Consider the following 21,215-nt stretch of genomic DNA (forward strand, 5'->3'; position numbering starts at 1 on the left):
TAAAACTTTCATTTATGAAAAGGCTTGTTCTCTTTTCATTCTAAATTTCCTAAGCTACAATGTGGTAGTACTTGTTTTTTCAATTGTGGACAAATAAATAATAGGAGGAATCATATGATTCAGTTATTACGTTATGCAAAAGACTATCGTAAGCAAATCATTTTGGGCCCGTTCTTCAAATTTCTTGAAGCTGTCTTCGAACTTGTCCTGCCTTTAATGATGGCTTCCTTGATCGATAATGGACTAAAAATGAATGACCGAGGAAAAATCATTGAAATGGGCTTATGGATGGTCGCTATGTCTGTGATTGGTCTGATTTGTGCTATCATTTGCCAATACTATGCTTCAGTAGCTTCACAAGGATTTGGTACAGAGTTACGTAATCAGCTAATCAAAAAAATCAATACTTTCTCTCACAACGAGTTGAATCATTTTGGAACAGATACCTTGATCACCCGAATGACAAACGACATCAATCAGCTTCAGCTAGCTTTAGCAATGGTCATTCGTTTATTGATCAGAGCACCGTTTTTAAGTATCGGGTCAGTGGTCATGGCTTTTGTGATCGACTGGGAAGTAGGTCTGTTTTTCTTAGCATTATTGCCTATTTTCTCAATCATTTTATTTTTTATCATCAAAAAAACCGTTCCTCTCTACCAAAAAGTGCAAGAAAAACTAGATCAGCTCAATGAACACGTTAGTCAGAATCTTAGCGGTGTTCGTGTCATCCGCGCATTTGCGCAGACAAAAAAAGAAACAGAGAAGTTCGATAAAAGCACAAATGATCTAGCGAACAATTATTTACGTGTTTCCAATATCTCTGCCCTATTATCACCTGCTACAACCTTGATCATGAATGTCGGGATCATCTGTTTGCTGACAGTTGGCGGGATCAAAGTAAATATTGGTAGCTTGCAACAAGGACAAGTTCTTGCTTTGATCAATTATATGAATCAAATGCTTTTGGCACTGATCGTTGTTTCAAACCTCGTCGTGATCTTCACACGTGCCGAAGCTTCAGGAAATCGGGTGAAAGAGGTGCTAGACACAGAAAATTCGATTCTTGAAGCTGAGGTCAGTACTACTCCCGATTTTTCTTCTGAAGCAATTATCGCTTTTGACCATGTTGACTTCCGTTATACTCCTGATTCTGGTCTTTCTCTCCAAAATATTACATTTCAGCTGAAGCGAAATACAGTCCTTGGAATCATTGGTCCAACCGGAAGCGGGAAAACGACTTTGACACAATTGATTCCGCGTTTCTATGATGTCAGTTCCGGTACAGTTATAATGGACGGAATGGATGTTCGTTCTTGGCAGCTGGATCATCTCCGTCAGCAAATTGCTCTTGTTCCCCAAACTTCTGTACTATTTACCGGGACTATTCGTGAAAACCTTCAATGGGGTAAGAAAGACGCCACAGAAAAAGAATGTTGGGAAGCTCTGAAAATCGCTCAGGCAGAAGAATTTGTCCGTCAGCTTCCAAATGGTTTAGATACAAAAGTCATGGAAAATGGGAAAAATTTCTCTGGCGGACAAAAACAGCGACTGACGATTGCAAGAGCTTTGATTGCCAAGCCAGCATTACTGATTTTAGATGACTCTTTAAGTGCGTTGGATTATCAAACAGACTTGGATTTGCGTAAGGCGCTACAGACTTATCTTGGCAGTACAGTGATTATTATCTCCCAACGTGTCCGCTCTATTCAAGAAGCACATCATATCTTAGTGATGGATCAAGGTAAGATTGCTGCTCAGGGTACCCATGAAGAATTACTTGCTCAATCAGCAGAATATCAGGAAATCGTCGCATCACAGGAGGAAGAATAGTTATGAAAGTAAAAAAATTATCCTTGCAGACGCTCCGCCGATTCATTCCTTACCTTACTGCCTATGCAAAAGACATTTGGCTAGCTGTGATACTAGGAATCATCAATGGGATTGCAACAGTTGTGATGACGTTACAAATTGGTCAAAGTATCGATCAAATGATTGGAGAAGGACAGGTCCGCTTCAATCGACTGTTCCATTTACTTATTCTATTCGGTGGTATCGTTTTAATCAACGTAGTCAGTCAATGGCTCATCCAAGTGTTAAGCAATCGGTTAGCTTACTTATCCGTTGCAAAATTAAGAAAAGATGCATTTGCTCATCTGAATCGATTGCCACTTCGTTATTATGATCAAAACTCCCACGGAAATATCGTCAGTCGATTTACAAATGATATGGACAATATTTCCATTGCAATTTCTGCGGCCTTCAATCAATTATTTTCTGGAGTGGCAATCATCATTCTTTCGTTTATTTTTATGATGCGTCTAAGTCCACTTCTGACATTGGTCGTTCTTTGTTCTACACCAATTATTTTCCTTGTGAGTTGGATCGTTGCTCGTGCTTCACAAACAAATTTCGATAGACAGCAAAGGATTATTGGGGATATCTCGGGCTTTGTGACCGAACGAATCGGTAACCAGAAAATCGTGAAAGCTTTTCAGCAAGAAGAAGCTAGTCAACAGCAATTTGAACTGCTAAATGCTGATCTATATGAAAAAGGACAACGGGCACAATTTTCTTCTTCCTTGACAAACCCGTCTTCTCGTTTTGTAGATCACCTTGCTTATTTATCGATTGGTTTAGTTGGCGGCCTATTGGCATTGAAGAGTGGTTCGTCAATCACTGTTGGTGTGATTTCCAGCTTTACGATCTACTCAAGTCAGTTTTCTAAACCATTTATCGAACTTTCTGGAATCACGACACAACTGCAAACCGCTTTTTCTGGTCTAGAACGAGCATTTGATTTGATCGATCAGCCAGAAGAAAAGCCTGATTTGCCAGATGCCTATGCCTTGGAACCCAAAAATATCAAAGGAAAAGTCTCTTTTGATCATGTTTCTTTTTCTTATGACCCCAAGCAGCGTTTGATCGAAGATTTCAATTTTACTGCTTATCCAGGTCAAACCATTGCTATAGTAGGAAAAACAGGGGCCGGAAAATCCACACTTGTTAATTTGCTGATGCGTTTTTATGACACAACAAAAGGAACAATTACAGTCGATGACCATGACATCCGCTCTATCCAACGTGATACATTACGTAAAAGTTTTGGAATGGTGTTACAAGATACTTGGCTATTTGACAGTACATTGCGAGAAAATCTTCGTTTTGGGAATCCGGAAGCAAGTGACGCAGAAATCAATGATGCCCTAAAAGCCTCTTATATGTATGAATTTGTAGAACGTTTGCCGGAAAAATTAGATACTAAGATTGGCGGTCAAGGGTTAAAGATATCAGATGGACAACGCCAACTGTTGACGATTGCTCGAACGATGATCAGTAATCCCCCTATGTTGATCTTAGATGAAGCTACCAGCTCAGTCGATACATTGACAGAGAAAAAAATCCAACAAGCCTTCTTAGCAATGATGGAAGGAAAAACCAGTTTTGTGATTGCCCATCGCCTGTCCACAATCAAAAATGCGGACCAGATATTAGTGATGGATCAGGGAGCTATTGTCGAAATGGGCACCCATGATGAGCTGCTTCAAAAAGATGGTTATTACCGACGGCTCTATCAAGCACAATTCACAGCACAATAAAAACAAGCAGTCTTCTGGGATGGGAAGACTGCTTGTTTTTTATTTAGCGTGGATCGCTAAACTTCTTAAAATTTTTTTGTAAGGAATACTACGTCCTACGTAATAAATGGCAATTGATTGAATCGGTAACCATATTACTGTTTTTAACAGGCGGGGCGCCCAAACGACCCAGCTGAACAATGGCACATGGTACATCAACGCAAGCCATAATGGTGTCAAAAATAAGTTGATGATCAGCGTGACACTAAGCGTAGCCAGAATGGCATTTTTCCAAGTGATCTCTTTTCGATAGAAAAAGAATCCGTAGATTGCTCCTTCAATAAATGCATTCAATGTAAATCCAATAAAGAATGCAGATTTCGAGAAGAGGGCCATTCCTACTAAATCAGCTAAAACTGCGCCTATCCCTGACCAAAAAGGACCAAAAAGAATGCCCATGATCACTTGTGGAATAAATGTGACACTGATTTTAATAAATGGGGTCTCGATTGCTACCAGTCGGGACAAAGTGACCATCAATGCAATCAATAAGCCCATAATAGCAATCATACGTGCGTCTAACCGGTGTTTCTTCATTTTTAGCATCTCCTTTAAGAGCTGCTACATCGTATCATGCAGCGAATGCGAAAATAAAACCGCGAACATTACGTCCTTCGTCCAAGAGGCAACATCCCATCCTCTTAGCACTTAACGCTTTATTTTCTACTCTGTATTATTTTTGGGATCTTTTCCCACAGAAACTATAGCATATTTTCACATTTACTGCAAATACGAAAAACTAATATTATTGTTTATATTATCCAATACGTTCGTATTATATCGCATATTATCAGTTTGTTTAGCTTTTATAGCTACATATAGGCGAACATTAAACGTTATTTTTCCATACGCTTATCCATCAAAATGAAAGTGGATGCTTGTCTATTTCATGGACGATTCTTCGAAAATCTAGGAAGCCGGCTTCCAGTCCTCTTAGTAGCACCTCAGCTGTTCCGATATTCGTAGCTAACGGAATCTCATAGACATCAGATAAACGGATAAGTGCTGTTACATCTGGTTCATGGGGCTGTGCAGCCAGCGGGTCTCGAAGAAAAATCACCAAATCTAACTGATCCTCCGAAATCATGGCTCCAATTTGCTGATCCCCGCCTAACGGTCCGGATTTAAACCGATGGATCGGCAAGCCGGTTGCTTCCGTGATCCTCTGCCCAGTCGTCCCGGTAGCAAAAAGTTCATGTTTTTCCAATATTGTTTTATACGCTGTTGCTAATTTCACCATCATAGGTTTTTTTCGGTCATGAGCGATCAAAGCGATTTTCATAAGAGACACTCCTTTTGATATTGTTAACATACTTATTTACTCCAGTGTATCAGTTTTTATTTCTTATGGATATTTATTAAAGCTTAAAACTAGCACATTGACAAAAAAAAGAAAAAATTCTTGTTCAACATGACATTGAAGTTAGTTAACGCTTTCATTTATACTTTAAATAGTTAATAAAACTAAAAAAGAAAGTGTGGAACGTATTATGGTAGAAATGGCTCTGAAAAACGTATATAAAAAATATGACAATGCAGAAAATTATTCTGTAACTGATTTTAATCTATCAATCAAAGACCGTGAATTTATCGTTTTTGTTGGTCCTTCCGGTTGTGGAAAGTCAACTACTTTGCGAATGATCGCGGGACTGGAAGATATCTCTGAAGGAGAACTAAATATCGGCGGAAAAGTCATGAATGACGTGGCACCTAAAGACCGTGATATTGCCATGGTTTTCCAAAACTACGCATTGTATCCTCATATGACTGTTTTTGATAATATGGCTTTTGGCTTGAAATTACGTAAATATGATAAAGCAGACATCAAAAAACGTGTGGACAATGCAGCAGAGATCTTAGGTCTGACAGAATACTTGAAACGAAAACCAGCTGCTTTATCTGGTGGACAACGCCAACGTGTGGCATTGGGACGGGCAATCGTTCGGGATGCAAAAGTCTTCTTAATGGATGAGCCATTATCAAATTTAGATGCTAAATTACGTGTAGCCATGCGTGCTGAGATTGCCAAACTTCACCAGCGTCTTGAAACAACGACCATCTATGTTACTCACGATCAGACAGAAGCAATGACTATGGCTGACCGAATCGTTATCATGAAAGACGGATTTATCCAACAAATCGGTACACCGAAAGAAGTTTATGATACACCCGTCAATATGTTCGTTGCCGGCTTTATTGGATCTCCTGCCATGAACTTCTTTAATGTGACATTGAAAAATGGTGTTATCACAGATGGACATGGGCTTAAGCTTCGTATTCCTGAAGGAAAAAACAAAGTATTAGTTGAAAAAGGTTATGAAGGAAAAGAAGTTATCTTCGGTATTCGTCCAGAAGACATCCACAGTGAACAAGTAGCCCTTGAAGCTTCACCTGAAGCCGTAGTGAAATCAGAAGTTGTCGTTTCCGAATTACTTGGAGCTGAAACGATGCTTTACACAAAAACTGGTTCTACTGAGTTCATCTCAAAAGTAGATGCAAGAGATTTCCATAAACCAGGCGAAATAGTCGACCTTGCCTTCAACATCAGCAAAGGCCACTTCTTTGATAAAGAAACAGAACAAGTCATCAAACTTCCATAAATTGCCCCCTGTTAGAGCTGTGCCAGAAGATGTTGGTGCAGCTCTTTTTAGGACAAAAAACTCTCATCTTAGAGGATTTATTATCCATTACTAGATGAGAGTTTTTTTTTTGAGAGATCATGTCTAATATGTCGTTTTCTTCGCGTACCCTTGAATCGACTCTTTCCGATTTTCTTTTTTTGCTGCCGTAAATACGGGGATATCAAAATATTTGCTGAGTGTTCCTGCTATAAAATAAGCAATATTATAATCAACTAAACTGTGGATAAGCCCACCAATCCCCATCAAGATGAATACTGTATAAAAATATCCTTGAGAATAATATGTTTCAGGCATATTACCAATAAAGTAAAAGATGCTGACTACTAGCATTTCTGCTAAAGAATGAATCACACCGATCACAAAATTGAACCCTTGGAAACGCCAATTAGCAAAAGTAAACTGTCCATTTTTTAAAACGATACTCGGATGCTTTTGCAAGTACCAAGCCCCAATCAACGCAAACACAAGATGTGACAATGCTCGCAATGCGATGATAACCGGCGTTGTTAAAAAGAAACCAAATGTCGTACCTAGCGCAACAGCCACTGCAACTCCTGGTGTAAAAAACATCGCAATAAATAATGGCACATGAGACGCCAAAGTAAAGGAAGCTGGTGGAATCATGATTTTAGGCATGACCATTGGGATAATGACCCCCATCCCAATCAATAAAGCAGAAATCGTTAGTTTTCGAACTGAATTTTTTCTCATTTTTTCTCTCTCCTAATATGTCTTGACACATAAATGTCGACTTAGTATAACTCACTTACTAATAACTGTCAAGACACATATTCTTTTCTAAATCCATACAAAATGAGTGTGAGTATCAAGTAATAAGACCAACTAACTCAAAAACATGAGAAGCTGTTTTTTGAAATTGTTCCTTGTGACTTAGAGTTAAACGGCAGGACCACAACCTCTTTCTTAAACGGTGTTCAATCAGCTGAACCTCGGTATTAGCTCAAAAAACGGCAAAATATGAGGAACTATTTTGCCGTTTGTTTCTCTAATACTCAGGTCAAAGCGCTGATTTCACAACCTTTCCACTAAACGGTGTTCAAAAGCTTGCATCTGCGGTAATAAGCCCAAACAAACGAAAAACATGAGGAACTATTTTTGTTTGGCTGTTCTTATTACTTGATGCAGGACAGCTTTTTCACAACTTCTGTCACAACCTCTTTTTTTACTGCATATTTTCTGACATCGCATTGCTTAATGCGGCGAATTCTTGTAATGACAAAGTCTCCCCACGACGTTTTGGATCGATTCCAGCTGTTTCCAAGCTTTTTGCTAACCATGCTTTTGTCTGGTCATCTTTGCCATACGAATGCTGCAAGTTATTCCAAAGCGTTTTTCTTCTTTGCTGAAATGCCGCTTTTGTCAATCGGAAAAATGCTTTTTCGTCTGTCACTTCGACTGCCGGTATATCTCTTCTTGTCAGTTTCAAAATCGCTGAATCTACATTTGGCTGAGGGACAAATACTGTTTTTGGTACGATGAATGCTAAACTGGCTTCCATATAATATTGAACAGCAATCGATAATGAACCATAAGCTTTCGTTCCTGGTTCAGCAGAGATACGATCAGCTACTTCTTTTTGCATCATGACGACTAGTTCATCCACAACCAAATCTGATTCAAGAAAATGCATCATGATCGGTGTCGTAATATAGTAAGGTAAATTCGCTACGACTTTTAACGGAAGCTCCTCATGAAATGTTTCTCTAACAGCTGTTGACAAATCGGTCTTTAAAATATCTTGATGTACAATAGTCACATTGTCATAGGGTTGCATCGTATCAGCCAATACAGGGATCAAACGATCATCGATCTCAAATGCTACGACTTGTTTTGCATGCTTGGCTAATTGTTCCGTCAATGCACCGATTCCTGGTCCAACTTCGATCACGTTCGTATGTTCATCTATTTGCGCAGTTTCTACGATTTTCCTTAAAATATTTGGTTCAGTCAGAAAATTTTGTCCTAAACTTTTTTTAAATGAAAAACCATGTTTCAATAAAATCTCTTTTGTTCTAGAGGGTGTCGCAATTTCACGATATTCACTCATGTTGTTCCTCCACTATTTTCATTGCTTGGGCGAGTTCTTTCGGCGTAATACGAAACATCTTCAAACGTTTTTCCAATTGTTTGCCGTTCGTGTAACCGATGCGCAACTCGTCACCTAGTTTTTCTCGTTTTTCTTTTGCTTGTGCCCCAGCTATTAAACCATAGTCTAAAAGGTCTTGTCTAGTGATTTCAGAAACAGCCGTTTGGGAAATGTCTGGCGTCACGACCTTTTTCAATGCTTCTAAAATAGCAGCATCACTTGCATGCTCGACACCAAGGCTTCCCTTTTTCTTTGGTTTAGCTTGTGTGCGCGGCAAAAAAGCATGTTTTGCCTGAGGAACAGCTTCCATAATGATTTTTCTTATTTTTTCTCCTGAAAAATCAGGATCGGTAAAAACGATCACTCCACGAGTCTCTTGGGCATGTTCAATTTGCATCAGGATCTCTTCATTGATTGCAGACCCTATTGTTTCTATCGTATCTGCATCAACTACTTCCCGCAGCCTTCTTGTATCGTCTTTTCCTTCAACGACTATAATCTCTTGGATCTTCATCTTATCCATGTTCGCTTAGACCAAATAATCGGTGCGCATTTGTCCATGTTTGGGCAGCCACTTCTTCTGTCGGAAGATTCCGAAGTTCAGCAATCTTTTCTACTGTATAACGAGTATAGCCTGGTTCATTTCGCTTTCCTCTAAAAGGAACTGGTGCCAGATAAGGGGCATCTGTTTCCACAAGTAATCGTTCGATTGGTACATTTGCTGCAGCCTCTTGGACGTCTAATGCTTTTTTGAAAGTGACGACACCGCTAAATGAAATATGCATCCCTAAGTCAAGAAATCGTTTTGCCCATTCATAATCACCACTGAAACTATGCATGATTCCACCGATATCTCGAACATCTTCTTCTTTTAGGATTTGATACGTGTCTTCAAGTGCTTCTCTAGTATGAATACTGATTGGTAGGTTCATTTCTTTTGCGATAGCAATCTGTCTGCGAAATACTTTATCTTGGACTTCTTTCGGGTCTTCCATCCAATGATAATCCAAGCCAATTTCCCCTAATGCTACAACCTTTGGTAAAGTCAATTGTTCTTGTAATTTATTTTCGATTTCTTTCGTATAACTGCCAGCCTCTGTCGGATGCCAGCCGATAATACTGTATATATTTGGATAGTCATGGCTTAATTGCAAAGACTTTTCAATCGTTGGCGTATCGAAGCCCACGACCGCCATTTTCGTTACCCCCATTTCTTGTGCTCGCTGAATCGTTTCTGGAATATCTTCATTGAACTGTTCAGCATTTAAATGGGTATGAGAATCAAATATCATGTTTATCTCTCCTTTTCATTCTTACTTTAGCACATAAGCACTACTTGCAGAAGTAGCAAAAATCAAAATAGAAGAACTTGTTTTATTGAAATAGAAAAAGCACGAAGATCTAGAGGACCTAGTTCGTACTTTTTCTGTCTGTTGTTGAAATATTTTACTCTTCTGAGCGTTTTTTCTTTTTTTGATAATAGACTGGGATACCTATCAAGGTAACACCTATACCGATCAATGCTAATTTCGTTTGCGTCATCATCGTCATACCTAAAATGAAAATAGCACCGAGAATCGCAATAATCGGAACGATTGGATAAAGTGGTACTTTATATGGACGTGGCAATTCCGGCGCTTTTTTTCTTAAAATAAAGACACCGATAAAAATCAGTAAACTGAATAGCCACATCACAAAAATCAACATGTCTGTTAAAAAGTCGAAAGAACCAAGGCTCATCATAATACAAGCTACTGCTAACTGGAAAACCGCAGGAACATAAGGAACCGTAAACTTCTTTGAAAGCTTTGTCAGCTGTTTACTGAAAGGTAGCTCGTCTTCTAAAGCCATCGCATAAGGCACGCGGATCCCAGTTAGTGTATAACCGTTCAATGCACCGTATACCGAGATCAAGATCCCAATAGTGACCAGCTTTCCACCGATTCCTCCAAAAATGACGTCTGATGCTTCAGAAGCTGCATTCAAATTACCGGCAAGATGATCAATCGGCAAAGTTTTCAAAAAAACAAAATTGATCAATAGATAAACGACTGTTACAAAACTCAAACCAAGAATAATTGCTTTAGGCAAATCTTTTTCCGGCCGTTTCATTTCCCCTGCCATTGCACCGACACCTAACCAGCCGTCATAAGCAAACAACGTTGCTAACAACGCACTGCTCAATCCTTCGACAAAAGTAACATCTTTTCCAGCTTCGATTGGAAATAACTGGACAGTTCCTTGTCCTGGGGTCAATAATCCCCATATGACAATCACAGCAATTGGTATTAATTTAACAATCAACGTCACTGATTGTACAGAAGCACCGACTTTTGTCCCTAACAAATTCAACCCTGTCACAGAAACAGCGGTGATCACTGCAATCAACAAAAGATAATCGGTAGATAATTGTAATAAGTTCGTCAATTGTGTCGCAAAGATAATCGATAATGCAGCAATATTAGCAGGAAAGTAAATCAAGCTTTGCGCCCATCCTAATAAAAAGCTGGGCAATTTTCCATACGCAGCTTCAATATATTTTACAGCTCCACCAGTTTCCGGGATTGCTGTAGCTAATTCAGCCACTGTCAATCCAGCACAGATCGTTAAGAAACCACCCAAAAGCCAAGCTAGCAATGTCAAACTTGTAGACTGAGTACTAGCAGTAACAGCAGCAGTTTTGAAGAAGACGCCTGCACCGATCACGGTTCCCATAACGGTAGCTAATGCGCCAAACAGATTGATTTCTCGTTTTAGTTTGCCTTTCATTCCCATCCTCTTTCTTCTTTGAAATTTGGTATAATTTTCAGTATAACTGAGAATATTTTAATTTACCATTCTTTTTTCTCCACTTTCAGTGAAAAACTCCCTCTTAAGACGGATGTATTTCTTTTTTATTTTTCGTATACTAAACCTACCTTTTCCACGAAGGAGGAACAGTTTATGGATTTTAAGCGTTCTTATCCGAAATTAGCAGATTATTTATCCAACCGGGTCGATTTTTCCCGTAAAGAACAACAGCAGTCCCATTGGCATTGGTTCACATTAATTTTATTTGGATTAATGACTGTTGCAACGTTATCACAAAAACTAATATTGCTGACTTTGTTCATCGCAATCGTTGCATTGATCAAAGGTCCTGTGATGATCTTGTGGGGGATGTTGTATTCCTTTTTGGTTGGGCTTTTTCCGCCTATCGGTATTTTGCTTTCAGCGATTTTCTTTTTATTGAATATCGGAACATTTACAAAGAACTGGCGGATGACCTTAGTCGGGATCTATTTTTATTTCTATCCTTTTGGAGTGATGGCACTTAGTGAAGTCATGCATTGGGATAATCATTGGTTTATAGCTGGCTCCTTGCTTTTAGGGTTGATCTTGTTACACGTGATGTTGACAAAGCTCTATCAACATTATGGTATCGGACGTACGATTTTCTGGTATGTCTTTTCGATCCCATTTGCACTGCTTACTGCTCTCTTACCAAGCCGTTTGAAGACAAAAATAAAAGGTTACCATAAAATCAAGTGATAGGATTTTTACAAAATAAAGAAAACAATCATCGAAGTCAAAGCCGATGATTGTTTTTTTATCTATATTTTCAATCACACATATAAGAGCACAAACTAATTGAACATAAAGTGATAGAACTTATAATTAACACATCAACGCTACTGTTAGATATAAATATAGATGTAATAAAGTCATTGCATTCAAACTTTATGAATGTAAGGACAATAAAAAAGAGTACCAGATGAATCAATTAAAATCTGCCCGACCCTTTATCATTATGCTTTTTTTCTGTTTTTACGATTCCTATTAGTATTATTCTAAATTAACAAAAATCAGCGAAGCTCGTACTTCTTTTTCTAGGATTTATTTTGGATAGTTCTCTGTTTCTGTATTATATGATTGGCTTCAAGTAATAAGAAGGAATTTACGAAAATTGCTTCTCAAATTTCGGAAAAAGGGGGTATGACACAACTAGTGTCATACCCCCTTTGAATTTCTATGCGATTTCTGAGCCATTTGGCATGGATTTTGGTGCTTCGATTACTTGTAAAGAGCCATCTGGTGCTTCTGCAGAAAGGATCATTCCTTGACTGATTTGTCCACGCATCTTTCGTGGTTTCAGATTTGCTACAATGACGACTTTTTTCCCGATCAATTCGCTTGGATCAGGATAAAATTCAGCGATTCCTGACAAGATTTGACGGTCTTGGCTGTCTCCAGCATCTAGTCGGAATTGCAGCAACTTATCTGCCCCTTCTACTTTTTGACAGTTGATGACTTCTGCTACTTTTAGTTCTACTTTTTCAAATACATCAAATTTGATTTGTTTTTCTTTCGTTGAAACAAGTTCTGTTTCTTCTGGATCCCATTTGACTGTATCTTCGTTTGTTTGAGTACCTTCAGACATTTTTTCTTGAATAAAAGCAACTTCTTCTTCCATATCTAAACGTGGGAAGATTGGTGTACCTTTTGCAACTACTTTTGTTCCTGAAGGAAATTCGCCAAAGTGTAATCCTTCAAGATTCATTGTTTCAGAGTCCAATCCTAGTTGATTGAAGATCTTCTCTGGCGTTTCTGTCATGATTGGCTGAAGTAATATCGCTGCGATACGCAAAGATTCAGCTAAATGGATCATGACACTATTCAATTCAGCTTTCTTTTCTTCGTCTTTTGCTAATACCCATGGTTCTGTTTCATCAATGTATTTGTTTGCACGAGAAATCAGCACCCAGATTTCAGCCAATGCTGTATTGAATTCCATTTTTTCCATTGCATCATGGTAACGTCCGACAACGTTAGCAGCCGTCGTAGACAGTTCACTGTCAAATGGAGTGACAAGTGAGGCATAGTCAGGAACGAGTCCATCACAATATTTGTTGATCATAGCAATCGTTCGATTCAATAAGTTCCCTAGATCATTTGCCAGATCATAATTGACACGGGAAACAAAATCTTCTGGCGTAAAGACACCATCTGACCCAAACGGAACAGCACGAAGCAAATAATAACGGAGTGCATCTAAACCATAACGTTCCACAAGCATTTCAGGATAAACGACATTTCCTTTTGATTTAGACATTTTTCCGTCTTTCATCAATAGCCAGCCATGCCCAAATACTTTTTTAGGTAGAGGCAAATCAAGGGCCATCAGCATGATTGGCCAATAGATCGTATGAAAGCGAACGATTTCTTTACCGACCATCTGAACATCTGCAGGCCAGTATTTTTCGAATAGACTTTCATCTTCGGAGCCATATCCTAGTGCAGTAATATAATTGGATAATGCATCGATCCATACATACACCACATGTTTCGGATCACTCTTGACTGGTACTCCCCAAGTAAAAGTTGTTCGTGAAACTGCAAGATCCTCTAATCCTGGTTTGATAAAGTTGTTGATCATTTCGTTTTTACGAGATTCTGGCTGGATGAATTCGGGATGTTCTTCATAGTATTCCAACAGACGGTCTGCGTATTTGCTCATGCGGAAGAAGTATGATTCTTCTTTTACCAATTCTACTTCGTGTCCACTTGGCGCTTTACCACCGATCACGTTACCTTCGTCATCTTTGTACACTTCTGCAAGTTGTGTTTCTGTAAAGAATTCTTCGTCAGAAACAGAGTACCAGCCTTCATATTCACCTAAGTAAATATCTCCCTGTTCTAATAAACGATCAAATATTTTTTGAACAGCTGCTTTATGGTAATCATCTGTCGTGCGAATGAATTTATCATAACTGATATCAAGCGTTTTCCATAATTTCTTGACATCAGCCGCCATTTTATCTACATATTCTTGCGGTTTTACACCTAGTTCTTCTGCTTTTGTTTCGATTTTTTGACCATGTTCATCCACTCCAGTGAGATAAAACACATCAAAGCCCATCAACCGTTTATAACGAGCAATTGCGTCACATGCAATCGTAGTATACGAGTTGCCGATATGAAGTTTGCCGCTTGGATAATAGATTGGCGTAGTGATATAAAAAGTTTCCTTTTCTGCCACGGGGCTCTTCCTCCTTTATCGCATGATGCGAATTCGTTTCCTTGCTAGTATACCATAAAAAAAGCATGCTGTTAGCTTTTTTTCAAAATGAAAAAGACTGGATAAACGACTTCTATCTACGTTCAATCTATCCTTTAAAAGGATGAATAGGTTGAATAAATGCGGGTTTTTGTTTTGTTTCATATCTACTAAAAAACGGCTTTTTATTTCTCCCCTCACACGTGGTATAATAAAGACTATCTATCTTAGTAAGGGACTGGAACAATCATGCAGAAGAAACATCTTTTTTTTACACTTAGTATTGCTTTTCTTTCATTAGCACATTTAATATTCAGCTATTTTTATATTCGTATGTATGGTTATTTTAACCTCCATGGGCATTTGAACAGTTTTATGACAGCAGCTTGGATTTTGCGTTTTATCATTGACGTATATATCGTTATTTGTGGCTTCTTTGCCATTCGTGAAGAGCGGTATAAAGTATTGCCGTTTTATCTGCTTTTCTTTTTATTCAATCTCATACTTCCATTTATTTTTCATATTTAAATGATAACCTAGATTTTTCAAGTAAATCCTTGGTTTTTTTTCAGAGTCTGCTACAATAAGGTAAAAAGTACTTTTACTGTCAATGGAGGTGGTCAGATGAACCGTTTTGCTTCTAAAGAAGAAGAAAAATTATATTATGAACATGAAGCAAGTGAAGAAGAATTTCTTAACTGGTATCAAAAACAGGAACGTCCAGAATATGACAAGCCCTCTTTGACTGTCGATATCGTACTGATGTGCTATAACAAAGAAGAAGATCAGCTGAAAGTTTTGTTGATCCAAAGAAAAGGGCATCCTTATCGAAATTCATGGGCATTGCCTGGTGGCTTTGTCCAAAAGGATGAGTCAACTGGAGAAAGCGTCTTAAGAGAAACAAAGGAAGAAACTGGTGTGGTTATTTCAAAAGAAAATATTGAGCAACTGCATACATTCAGTACGCCTAATCGAGATCCGCGAGGCTGGGTCGTCACAGTCAGCTACTTAGCCTTTATTGGAGAAGAACCGCTAATCGCCGGAGATGATGCCAAGGAAGTACGCTGGTTCACACTAGAACGTCATAGTAACAAGATCCATTTATCTAGCGGAGAAGTGGCTATCTCGCTTGATTTAGTCACTGGAGAGTCTTCTGGCAAAGATACTTTGGCTTTTGACCATAGTCAAATCATCTTGAAAGCATTCAACCGTGTAGTCAATAAAATGGAACACGAGCCGCAAGTTCTACAAGTTTTAGGTAAAGATTTCACGATTACGGAAGCTCGAAAAGTATTTGCTAAATTCTTAGGGATCGATTATAAAACGATCGATCATTCCAATTTTAAGAAAGCTATGCTCCAATATTTCGATGAGATCGGTGAACGTCCTGTAGGAATCGGCCGTCCTTCAAAAATCTATCAGCTCAAGCCGGGGCACCATGAATAAGGTTGTGAGCAAAAGATTCAGACCTAATCATTCAAGAAAAAACGCAAAAACAACTCTTTGTGAGTTACGTTTTTTGTTTCAGAATTTTGATGTATTCGTAAACTTTCTGAATAAAAAATTAACAATAGCAGAAAAAGCTCGTACGAACTTTTTCTGCTATTGTTTTATTGGTTTGTCATAATTAGTGAGCTTTTCTTCAAAAGAAAAATTCCTAGAAACAAAAGTCATTAAGACTTTTTATTAACAAGGCTAACCCTAACGCTCCTATCAGTTTCATTCATTTTTTATCCCTTGATAACCGAATGTCTGCCCATTTTTTCTACTACTTGGCTCTTTCTTACGGAATTGCTTTCTTCTGCTCCGTCGGTATTGATCAAAAGAAATTTTTTATTATACCATTGGGACTTATAACGCAATTTTGTTATTAATTTATGCCAGTCGTGAATAGAAAAATCAGCATGTGCCTCTTCTTTTGGAAAAGATTCTACAAATAAGTAGTCATATTGTTTGACCAATTTCCCAGATAATTGTTCAAGATAATCTTCTCGCTGGTTCTTTTGTTTCAGATAAAGATCCATTACTTTTCTCTTTTGTTTCTGATAATTGCTTGCCTGATCTAACCTGATCTTTCTATGGTGAGCGGAGCGGACTTTCACATTCAATTTCCGCTGTGCATGTTGCAGCTTTTCTTCTGTCTGGTGAAATTTTGGTAAAGTTACTTCTAGAGGTCGAGATGTTTGGATCAATGTCTTCGGATGATAGGCGATCCCGATCCATTTAGCTAAAGATTCTTTTTTTACTGGCGAAACATCACAAAGTAGTGCGACATAAAATTCTTCATTATATCGAGCAGAAATCGTAGCGGAGCGAATCGATCCTTCAACTGGCCGATGCTGATTTATCTTGATTAGTTCTTTTTGTTTTGGTAACTTTAAGTAGCCATTTTCCAGATAGATCGTACGGGTTTGGTTGTTGGTCGTATAAGATTGCCACATACTTTTTTTCGTTTTAAGCTTTGGGAAGCTGGCACGTCCCTTGAAATAATTGCGAAAAGCCCGATCCAAATTAAGCTGTGCATTTGCTAAAGCAAGACTGTCTACTTCTTTTAAGAATGGGTATTCTTTTTTTAATGTAGCGGGTGTGAGCGAAAAATTGGCTATTCCTGTTTGTTGCCAACTTTTCTGCCGCTTTTTCAGCAAATGGTTATAGGTAAATCGAGCACATCCAAAAGTACGAATCAATTGCTGTTTTTGTTCTTCTGTCGGATACATACGGAATTTAAAAGCTTTTAGCATCTATGTCCCTCCTAGTTAGCAACCAGAAGAGATTCCTTTTGTCGTTTTAGTTTTTTTGCGTAATATGGGACTTCCTGCTCAGTTGCATAGACAAAATGTTCTGGTGCGATTTCACGAAGTTGACGTACTTGTCCGTCATCTGGTTCAGGTTGATATTTGATTCTTCTGCGTTTTCTCTCATGGTCTGGATCTGGTAGAGGAATAGCAGATAACAAACTTTCTGTATAAGGATGAACACCGTGATTATAGATTTCATCACTTGTTCCCATCTCTAATAACAAGCCGTTATGCATTACACCGATTCGGTCACTAATATGTTTAACCATCGACAAATCATGTGCAATAAATAGATAGGTCAATTGATGTTCTTTTTGGAGATCTTGCAACAAATTGACCACTTGGGCTTGGATCGACACATCTAGTGCAGAAATTGGTTCATCACAAATGATAAAACGCGGTTTTACTGCCAATGCTCGTGCAATACCAATACGCTGGCGTTGCCCACCTGAAAATTCATGAGGATAACGAGTACCGTGGCTTGGATTCAATCCAACAGTTCTCAATAGATCATCGACTTTTTTTGCACGCTCTTCAGATGATTTAGCTAGTCCATTAACATCAATTCCTTCGGCAATGATATCTCTGACTTTCATACGAGGATTCAACGAAGCGTATGGATCTTGAAAGATCATCTGAACATCATGCCGGAATTTCGTCAAACCTTTTTTATCTTTGATCTTCGTTATATCTTGACCGTCGAATAATATCTCACCATCAGTAGGTTCATTCAAGCGAATGATCGTACGGCCAGTAGTGGATTTTCCGCTTCCAGATTCTCCAACTAAACCGAATGTTTCTCCTTCATAAATGTGAAAGCTGATGTCATTTACAGCATGTACTTCATTCTTTTTTCCTACATTGAAATACTGTTTCAATCCTTTAACTTCAAGTAGTTTATTTGGCATCAGCAATTCCTCCTTGACCGTAAGTATGTTTTTGTTTCTCTTTAAAGATAGCCCAGCGACGTTGGATTTCTTCTGGCGGTGTCACTTTGGGTGCCTGCGGAGCAAGTAGCCAAGTTGCTGCCTTGTGTGTTTTTGATAGTTCAAAAAATGGTGGTTCTTGTTCTGCATCGATTTTCATCGCGAATTCATTTCTTGGATAGAATGCGTCTCCTTTTGGCGGGTTCAATAAATCCGGTGGAGAACCAGGAATAGCATACAATCGATCGTTCGCACTATCTAATGTCGGCATTGAACCAAGCAGTCCCCAAGTATAGGGATGTTGCGGGTTGTAGAAAATTTCTTCCGATGTTCCAACTTCAACGATTCTTCCTCCATACATGACAGCGACACGATCAGCGACATTCGCTACTACACCAAGGTCATGAGTGATAAAGATAATTGATGTATCGATTTTTGTCTGAATTTCTTTCAGCAGCTCCAAAATCTGTGCTTGAATAGTCACATCAAGCGCTGTTGTAGGTTCATCAGCAATCAGGATTTCCGGATAACATACCAGTGCAATCGCGATCACGATCCGTTGACGCTGACCTCCTGAGAACTGATGCGGATAACTGTTGATACGTTTCTCAGCTTCGGGTATTCCAACTAATTTAAGCAATTCTAATGCAGCTTTTTGTCCCTCTTTTTTTGAAACTTTATTATGCTTTCTAAGGGACTCAGCGACTTGCTTCCCAATGGGCATCGTCGGATCTAAAGAGGTCATTGGATCTTGGAAAATCATCGCTATTTCTTTACCACGGATTTTTTGCATCTCTCTTTCTGATTTTCCAACGATATCGTTACCTTTAAAGAGGATTTGACCAGCATCTATATTGGCGTTGCTTGACAGCAAGCGCATGATGCTTCTGGTCGTCACTGATTTTCCACTTCCAGATTCCCCAACGATCGCCAATGTTTCTCCTTTATTCAAATGAAAATTGACACCGCGAATCGCTCGTACCTTTCCAGCATACGTATCAAAAGAGATTTCTAAGTCTTTCACTTCTAAAATTTTCGTCATCGTCTTCACTCTTTCATTTTAGGATCAAAGGCATCACGCAATCCATCAGCAAGTAAGTTAAAGCCAATCATGATAACCGATAAAGTTACTGCCGGAATCCATAATAGATAAGGCAGATACAGGAATGTCTTGTACCCTTCGCTCAACATCGTTCCTAATGAAGCTGACGGAGGCGTAAGACCTAAACCGATAAAGCTTAAAAAGGCTTCGAAGAAAATAGCAGATGGAATACTAAACATCATTTGAATAATAATGACACTAGAGATATTCGGCAAAATATGTTTGAATGCAATTTTCATTCTTGATTCACCTAATGTCAATCCAGCTAAAACATATTCTTGATCTTTTAATTTCATTGTTTGTGCACGAACGATACGTGCCATTGGTATCCAGTTTGTGATGGCCATAGCAGCCACGATTGAAAAAATTCCTGGTTCAAAAACGACCAACATCAAAATCATGACAACGAGGTTTGGAATTCCTGATAAGATTTCCAAAAAACGTTGCATCACGTTATCGACACGTCCGCCTAACAAACCAGAAACCAACCCGTAAGCTACACCAATCGTTACATCTAGTAATGCAGCAATAAATGCGATCAGCAACGAGATTCTCGTTCCCATAAATAAGCGGCTTAATACATCACGTCCCAAACCGTCTGTTCCTAAAAAGAAATTTACGTTTGAAGGGACGTTTGCTTGAGCATATTTATCAACAAGTTCACCACCAACCATTGCTTTTCCATTCAATCCATCGATATTGATTCCCGGAATACGAGGAGGCAAATTGATATAAGCCACGTTTTGGGCAGTTGGATCATGAGGAGAAACAAAGATTGTGATCACAGAGATCAAAATGATGACCAATAGTAAAACCATTGAAATAACGGCAGCTTTGTTTTTCTTTAAACGGCGCCATGAATCTTGGATAAAATTCAAAGAAGGTGCAGTAATCTGTTCACGTTCTTCTTCGGTATTTTTTTGTAATGGAAGAAATTCATCCGCAGGGATATCTGCAACTGTTTCATAACGCTTTGGTATCATTTCCATTTATCCTCGGCTCCCTTCTGAAACACGAATTCTTGGATCAACTAGACCGTACAATAGATCCACGATCAAAATAACAAAAATCAGCATAAATGAGTAAAGGATCGTTACAGCCATGATCGTAGGATAATCATTTGTTGTGATTGACTTAACGAATTGTTCCCCGATACCAGGAATAGCAAAGATATTTTCTACCACCAGTGATCCGGTCATCAATGCTACAGCTAACGGTCCTAATAAAGTCATCAATGGAATCAAACTATTTCGAAGACCATGTTTAAAGGCGATTTCCCAACGGCTCAATCCTTTTGCTTTTGCTAATTCCACATAATCACTATGCAGTACTTCCACCATTTCCGTACGGATAAACCGAGCAGAGTCAGCAAGCGGCGACATGGCCAACGCAATTGTTGGTAAGATTGTGTACACAAAGCCATCCCATTTTGCGATTGGCAAAACTTGTAATTTGATTGCAAAGATATATTGTAATAAAACAGCAAATACAAAGTTTGGAATGGAACGACCTAATATCGCTACGAGTGTAGAAGATGTATCTGCCCATGTATTTTGCTTCATGGCAGAGATCGTTCCTAAAATCGTCCCTAGGACTGTTCCAAAGATAATTGCCTGTAACCCTAACTGCAAGGATGGTCCGATTCTTCCAGCTAACAAATGTGCGACTGGCTGGTTTTTAAATTGGAAGGAAATTCCAAAATCTCCTTGAAGCAAATTAGAAAGATAAATCCCATATTGTACGATAACTGGTTTATCCAAACCGACTTGTTTATTTAGCATCTCGATTGTTTCAGGACTCAAACGTTCCTGATTCGTATATGGCGTGCCCGGCAGCAATTGCATCAAGAAAAAGGTGATTGTTGCAATTAACCAAAGCGTGATGATCATGAAAAAGACACGTTTTAATACATATTTGATATAACTATTCACTAATGTTTCCCCCTAGCTTTTGACTTCTGACAGATGT

General features: G+C 38.7%; 19 protein-coding genes and 1 riboswitch. Of the genes, 6 read left to right on the plus strand and 13 right to left on the minus strand.

What is annotated here, in order from left to right:
• Positions 1-114: 114 nt before the first annotated feature.
• On the plus strand, positions 115-1,830 hold the full coding sequence (locus tag PYW34_RS09845; protein ID WP_002294013.1) for an ABC transporter ATP-binding protein: 1,716 nt from the start codon (positions 115-117) through the stop codon (positions 1,828-1,830).
• Positions 1,831-1,832: 2 nt separating this feature from the next.
• A complete protein-coding gene (locus tag PYW34_RS09850; protein ID WP_002289511.1) occupies positions 1,833-3,596 on the plus strand; it encodes an ABC transporter ATP-binding protein in 1,764 nt (587 codons plus the stop codon).
• Between the two features lie 39 nt (positions 3,597-3,635).
• Here PYW34_RS09850 and PYW34_RS09855 read toward each other — a convergent pair whose 3' ends face one another.
• Both PYW34_RS09855 and mgsA read right to left on the minus strand, forming a co-directional pair.
• Positions 3,636-4,172, minus strand: a complete 537-nt coding sequence (locus PYW34_RS09855; protein ID WP_002289509.1) for a folate family ECF transporter S component — start codon at positions 4,170-4,172, stop codon at positions 3,636-3,638.
• Between the two features lie 37 nt (positions 4,173-4,209).
• A riboswitch (THF riboswitch) is annotated at positions 4,210-4,308 on the minus strand.
• Between the two features lie 186 nt (positions 4,309-4,494).
• Positions 4,495-4,917 carry a methylglyoxal synthase gene (mgsA, locus tag PYW34_RS09860; RefSeq protein WP_002289508.1) on the minus strand — a complete coding sequence of 141 codons (423 nt, stop codon included), beginning with the start codon at positions 4,915-4,917 and terminating at the stop codon, positions 4,495-4,497.
• A gap of 208 nt (positions 4,918-5,125) precedes the next feature.
• On the opposite strand from mgsA, the gene PYW34_RS09865 reads away from it, so the two are divergent.
• On the plus strand, positions 5,126-6,235 hold the full coding sequence (locus PYW34_RS09865; RefSeq protein ID WP_002289507.1) for an ABC transporter ATP-binding protein: 1,110 nt from the start codon (positions 5,126-5,128) through the stop codon (positions 6,233-6,235).
• Positions 6,236-6,358: 123 nt separating this feature from the next.
• Here the strand turns inward: PYW34_RS09865 and PYW34_RS09870 are convergent, their stop codons facing one another.
• The 5 genes from PYW34_RS09870 to PYW34_RS09890 all read right to left on the minus strand — a co-directional run bounded on the left by PYW34_RS09870 (position 6,359) and on the right by PYW34_RS09890 (position 11,153).
• Positions 6,359-6,988 (minus strand): hypothetical protein, encoded by a 630-nt coding sequence (locus PYW34_RS09870; protein ID WP_002294011.1) that lies wholly within the window; start codon positions 6,986-6,988, stop codon positions 6,359-6,361.
• 472 nt (positions 6,989-7,460) lie between these two features.
• Positions 7,461-8,345, minus strand: a complete 885-nt coding sequence (gene rsmA, locus PYW34_RS09875) for a 16S rRNA (adenine(1518)-N(6)/adenine(1519)-N(6))-dimethyltransferase RsmA (protein WP_002294004.1) — start codon at positions 8,343-8,345, stop codon at positions 7,461-7,463.
• Positions 8,338-8,907: a ribonuclease M5 gene (gene rnmV, locus PYW34_RS09880; RefSeq protein WP_002305490.1), complete on the minus strand. Its 570-nt coding sequence runs from the start codon at positions 8,905-8,907 to the stop codon at positions 8,338-8,340. The genes rsmA and rnmV overlap by 8 nt, the downstream gene beginning before the upstream one ends.
• Complete coding sequence (locus PYW34_RS09885; protein ID WP_002294001.1) at positions 8,900-9,676, minus strand: TatD family hydrolase; 777 nt, start codon at positions 9,674-9,676, stop codon at positions 8,900-8,902. Before PYW34_RS09885 ends, rnmV begins: the two co-directional genes overlap by 8 nt.
• Before the next feature lie 154 nt (positions 9,677-9,830).
• Positions 9,831-11,153, minus strand: coding sequence for an APC family permease (locus tag PYW34_RS09890; RefSeq protein ID WP_002294000.1), 1,323 nt, complete (start codon positions 11,151-11,153; stop codon positions 9,831-9,833).
• A gap of 174 nt (positions 11,154-11,327) precedes the next feature.
• Between PYW34_RS09890 and PYW34_RS09895 the strand changes: the two genes are divergently transcribed.
• On the plus strand, positions 11,328-11,915 hold the full coding sequence (locus PYW34_RS09895; protein WP_002293998.1) for a hypothetical protein: 588 nt from the start codon (positions 11,328-11,330) through the stop codon (positions 11,913-11,915).
• A 478-nt stretch (positions 11,916-12,393) separates the two neighbouring features.
• On the opposite strand, the gene metG is transcribed toward PYW34_RS09895, so the two are convergent.
• The gene (gene metG / locus PYW34_RS09900) at positions 12,394-14,403 is read right to left on the minus strand and encodes a methionine--tRNA ligase (protein WP_002289325.1); all 2,010 of its coding nucleotides are present in this window, start codon (positions 14,401-14,403) and stop codon (positions 12,394-12,396) included.
• 267 nt (positions 14,404-14,670) lie between these two features.
• Here metG and PYW34_RS09905 point away from each other — a divergent pair, with 267 nt between their 5' ends.
• Positions 14,671-14,949, plus strand: a complete 279-nt coding sequence (locus tag PYW34_RS09905) for a hypothetical protein (protein WP_002289337.1) — start codon at positions 14,671-14,673, stop codon at positions 14,947-14,949.
• Positions 14,950-15,045: 96 nt separating this feature from the next.
• On the plus strand, positions 15,046-15,867 hold the full coding sequence (locus PYW34_RS09910) for an NUDIX domain-containing protein (RefSeq protein WP_002293995.1): 822 nt from the start codon (positions 15,046-15,048) through the stop codon (positions 15,865-15,867).
• Between the two features lie 284 nt (positions 15,868-16,151).
• Here the strand turns inward: PYW34_RS09910 and PYW34_RS09915 are convergent, their stop codons facing one another.
• Genes PYW34_RS09915 through opp3b form a run of 5 tightly spaced genes read right to left on the minus strand, consistent with a single transcriptional unit; the run spans position 16,152 to position 21,178 of the window.
• Positions 16,152-17,162: an RNA-guided endonuclease TnpB family protein gene (locus tag PYW34_RS09915; RefSeq protein WP_002333423.1), complete on the minus strand. Its 1,011-nt coding sequence runs from the start codon at positions 17,160-17,162 to the stop codon at positions 16,152-16,154.
• 11 nt (positions 17,163-17,173) lie between these two features.
• Positions 17,174-18,127, minus strand: coding sequence for an ABC transporter ATP-binding protein (locus PYW34_RS09920; protein WP_002289330.1), 954 nt, complete (start codon positions 18,125-18,127; stop codon positions 17,174-17,176).
• Complete coding sequence (locus tag PYW34_RS09925) at positions 18,117-19,187, minus strand: ABC transporter ATP-binding protein (RefSeq protein ID WP_002289332.1); 1,071 nt, start codon at positions 19,185-19,187, stop codon at positions 18,117-18,119. The genes PYW34_RS09920 and PYW34_RS09925 overlap by 11 nt, the downstream gene beginning before the upstream one ends.
• Positions 19,188-19,192: 5 nt before the next feature.
• Complete coding sequence (locus PYW34_RS09930; protein WP_002293994.1) at positions 19,193-20,236, minus strand: ABC transporter permease; 1,044 nt, start codon at positions 20,234-20,236, stop codon at positions 19,193-19,195.
• A complete protein-coding gene (opp3b, locus tag PYW34_RS09935) occupies positions 20,237-21,178 on the minus strand; it encodes an oligopeptide ABC transporter permease (protein WP_002293573.1) in 942 nt (313 codons plus the stop codon). It lies immediately after the preceding gene.
• Between the last annotated feature and the right edge of the window lie 37 nt (positions 21,179-21,215).

The sequence above is a fragment of the Enterococcus faecium genome, from assembly GCF_029023785.1.
In the GTDB taxonomy this organism is placed as follows: Bacteria; Bacillota; Bacilli; order Lactobacillales; family Enterococcaceae; genus Enterococcus_B; species Enterococcus_B faecium.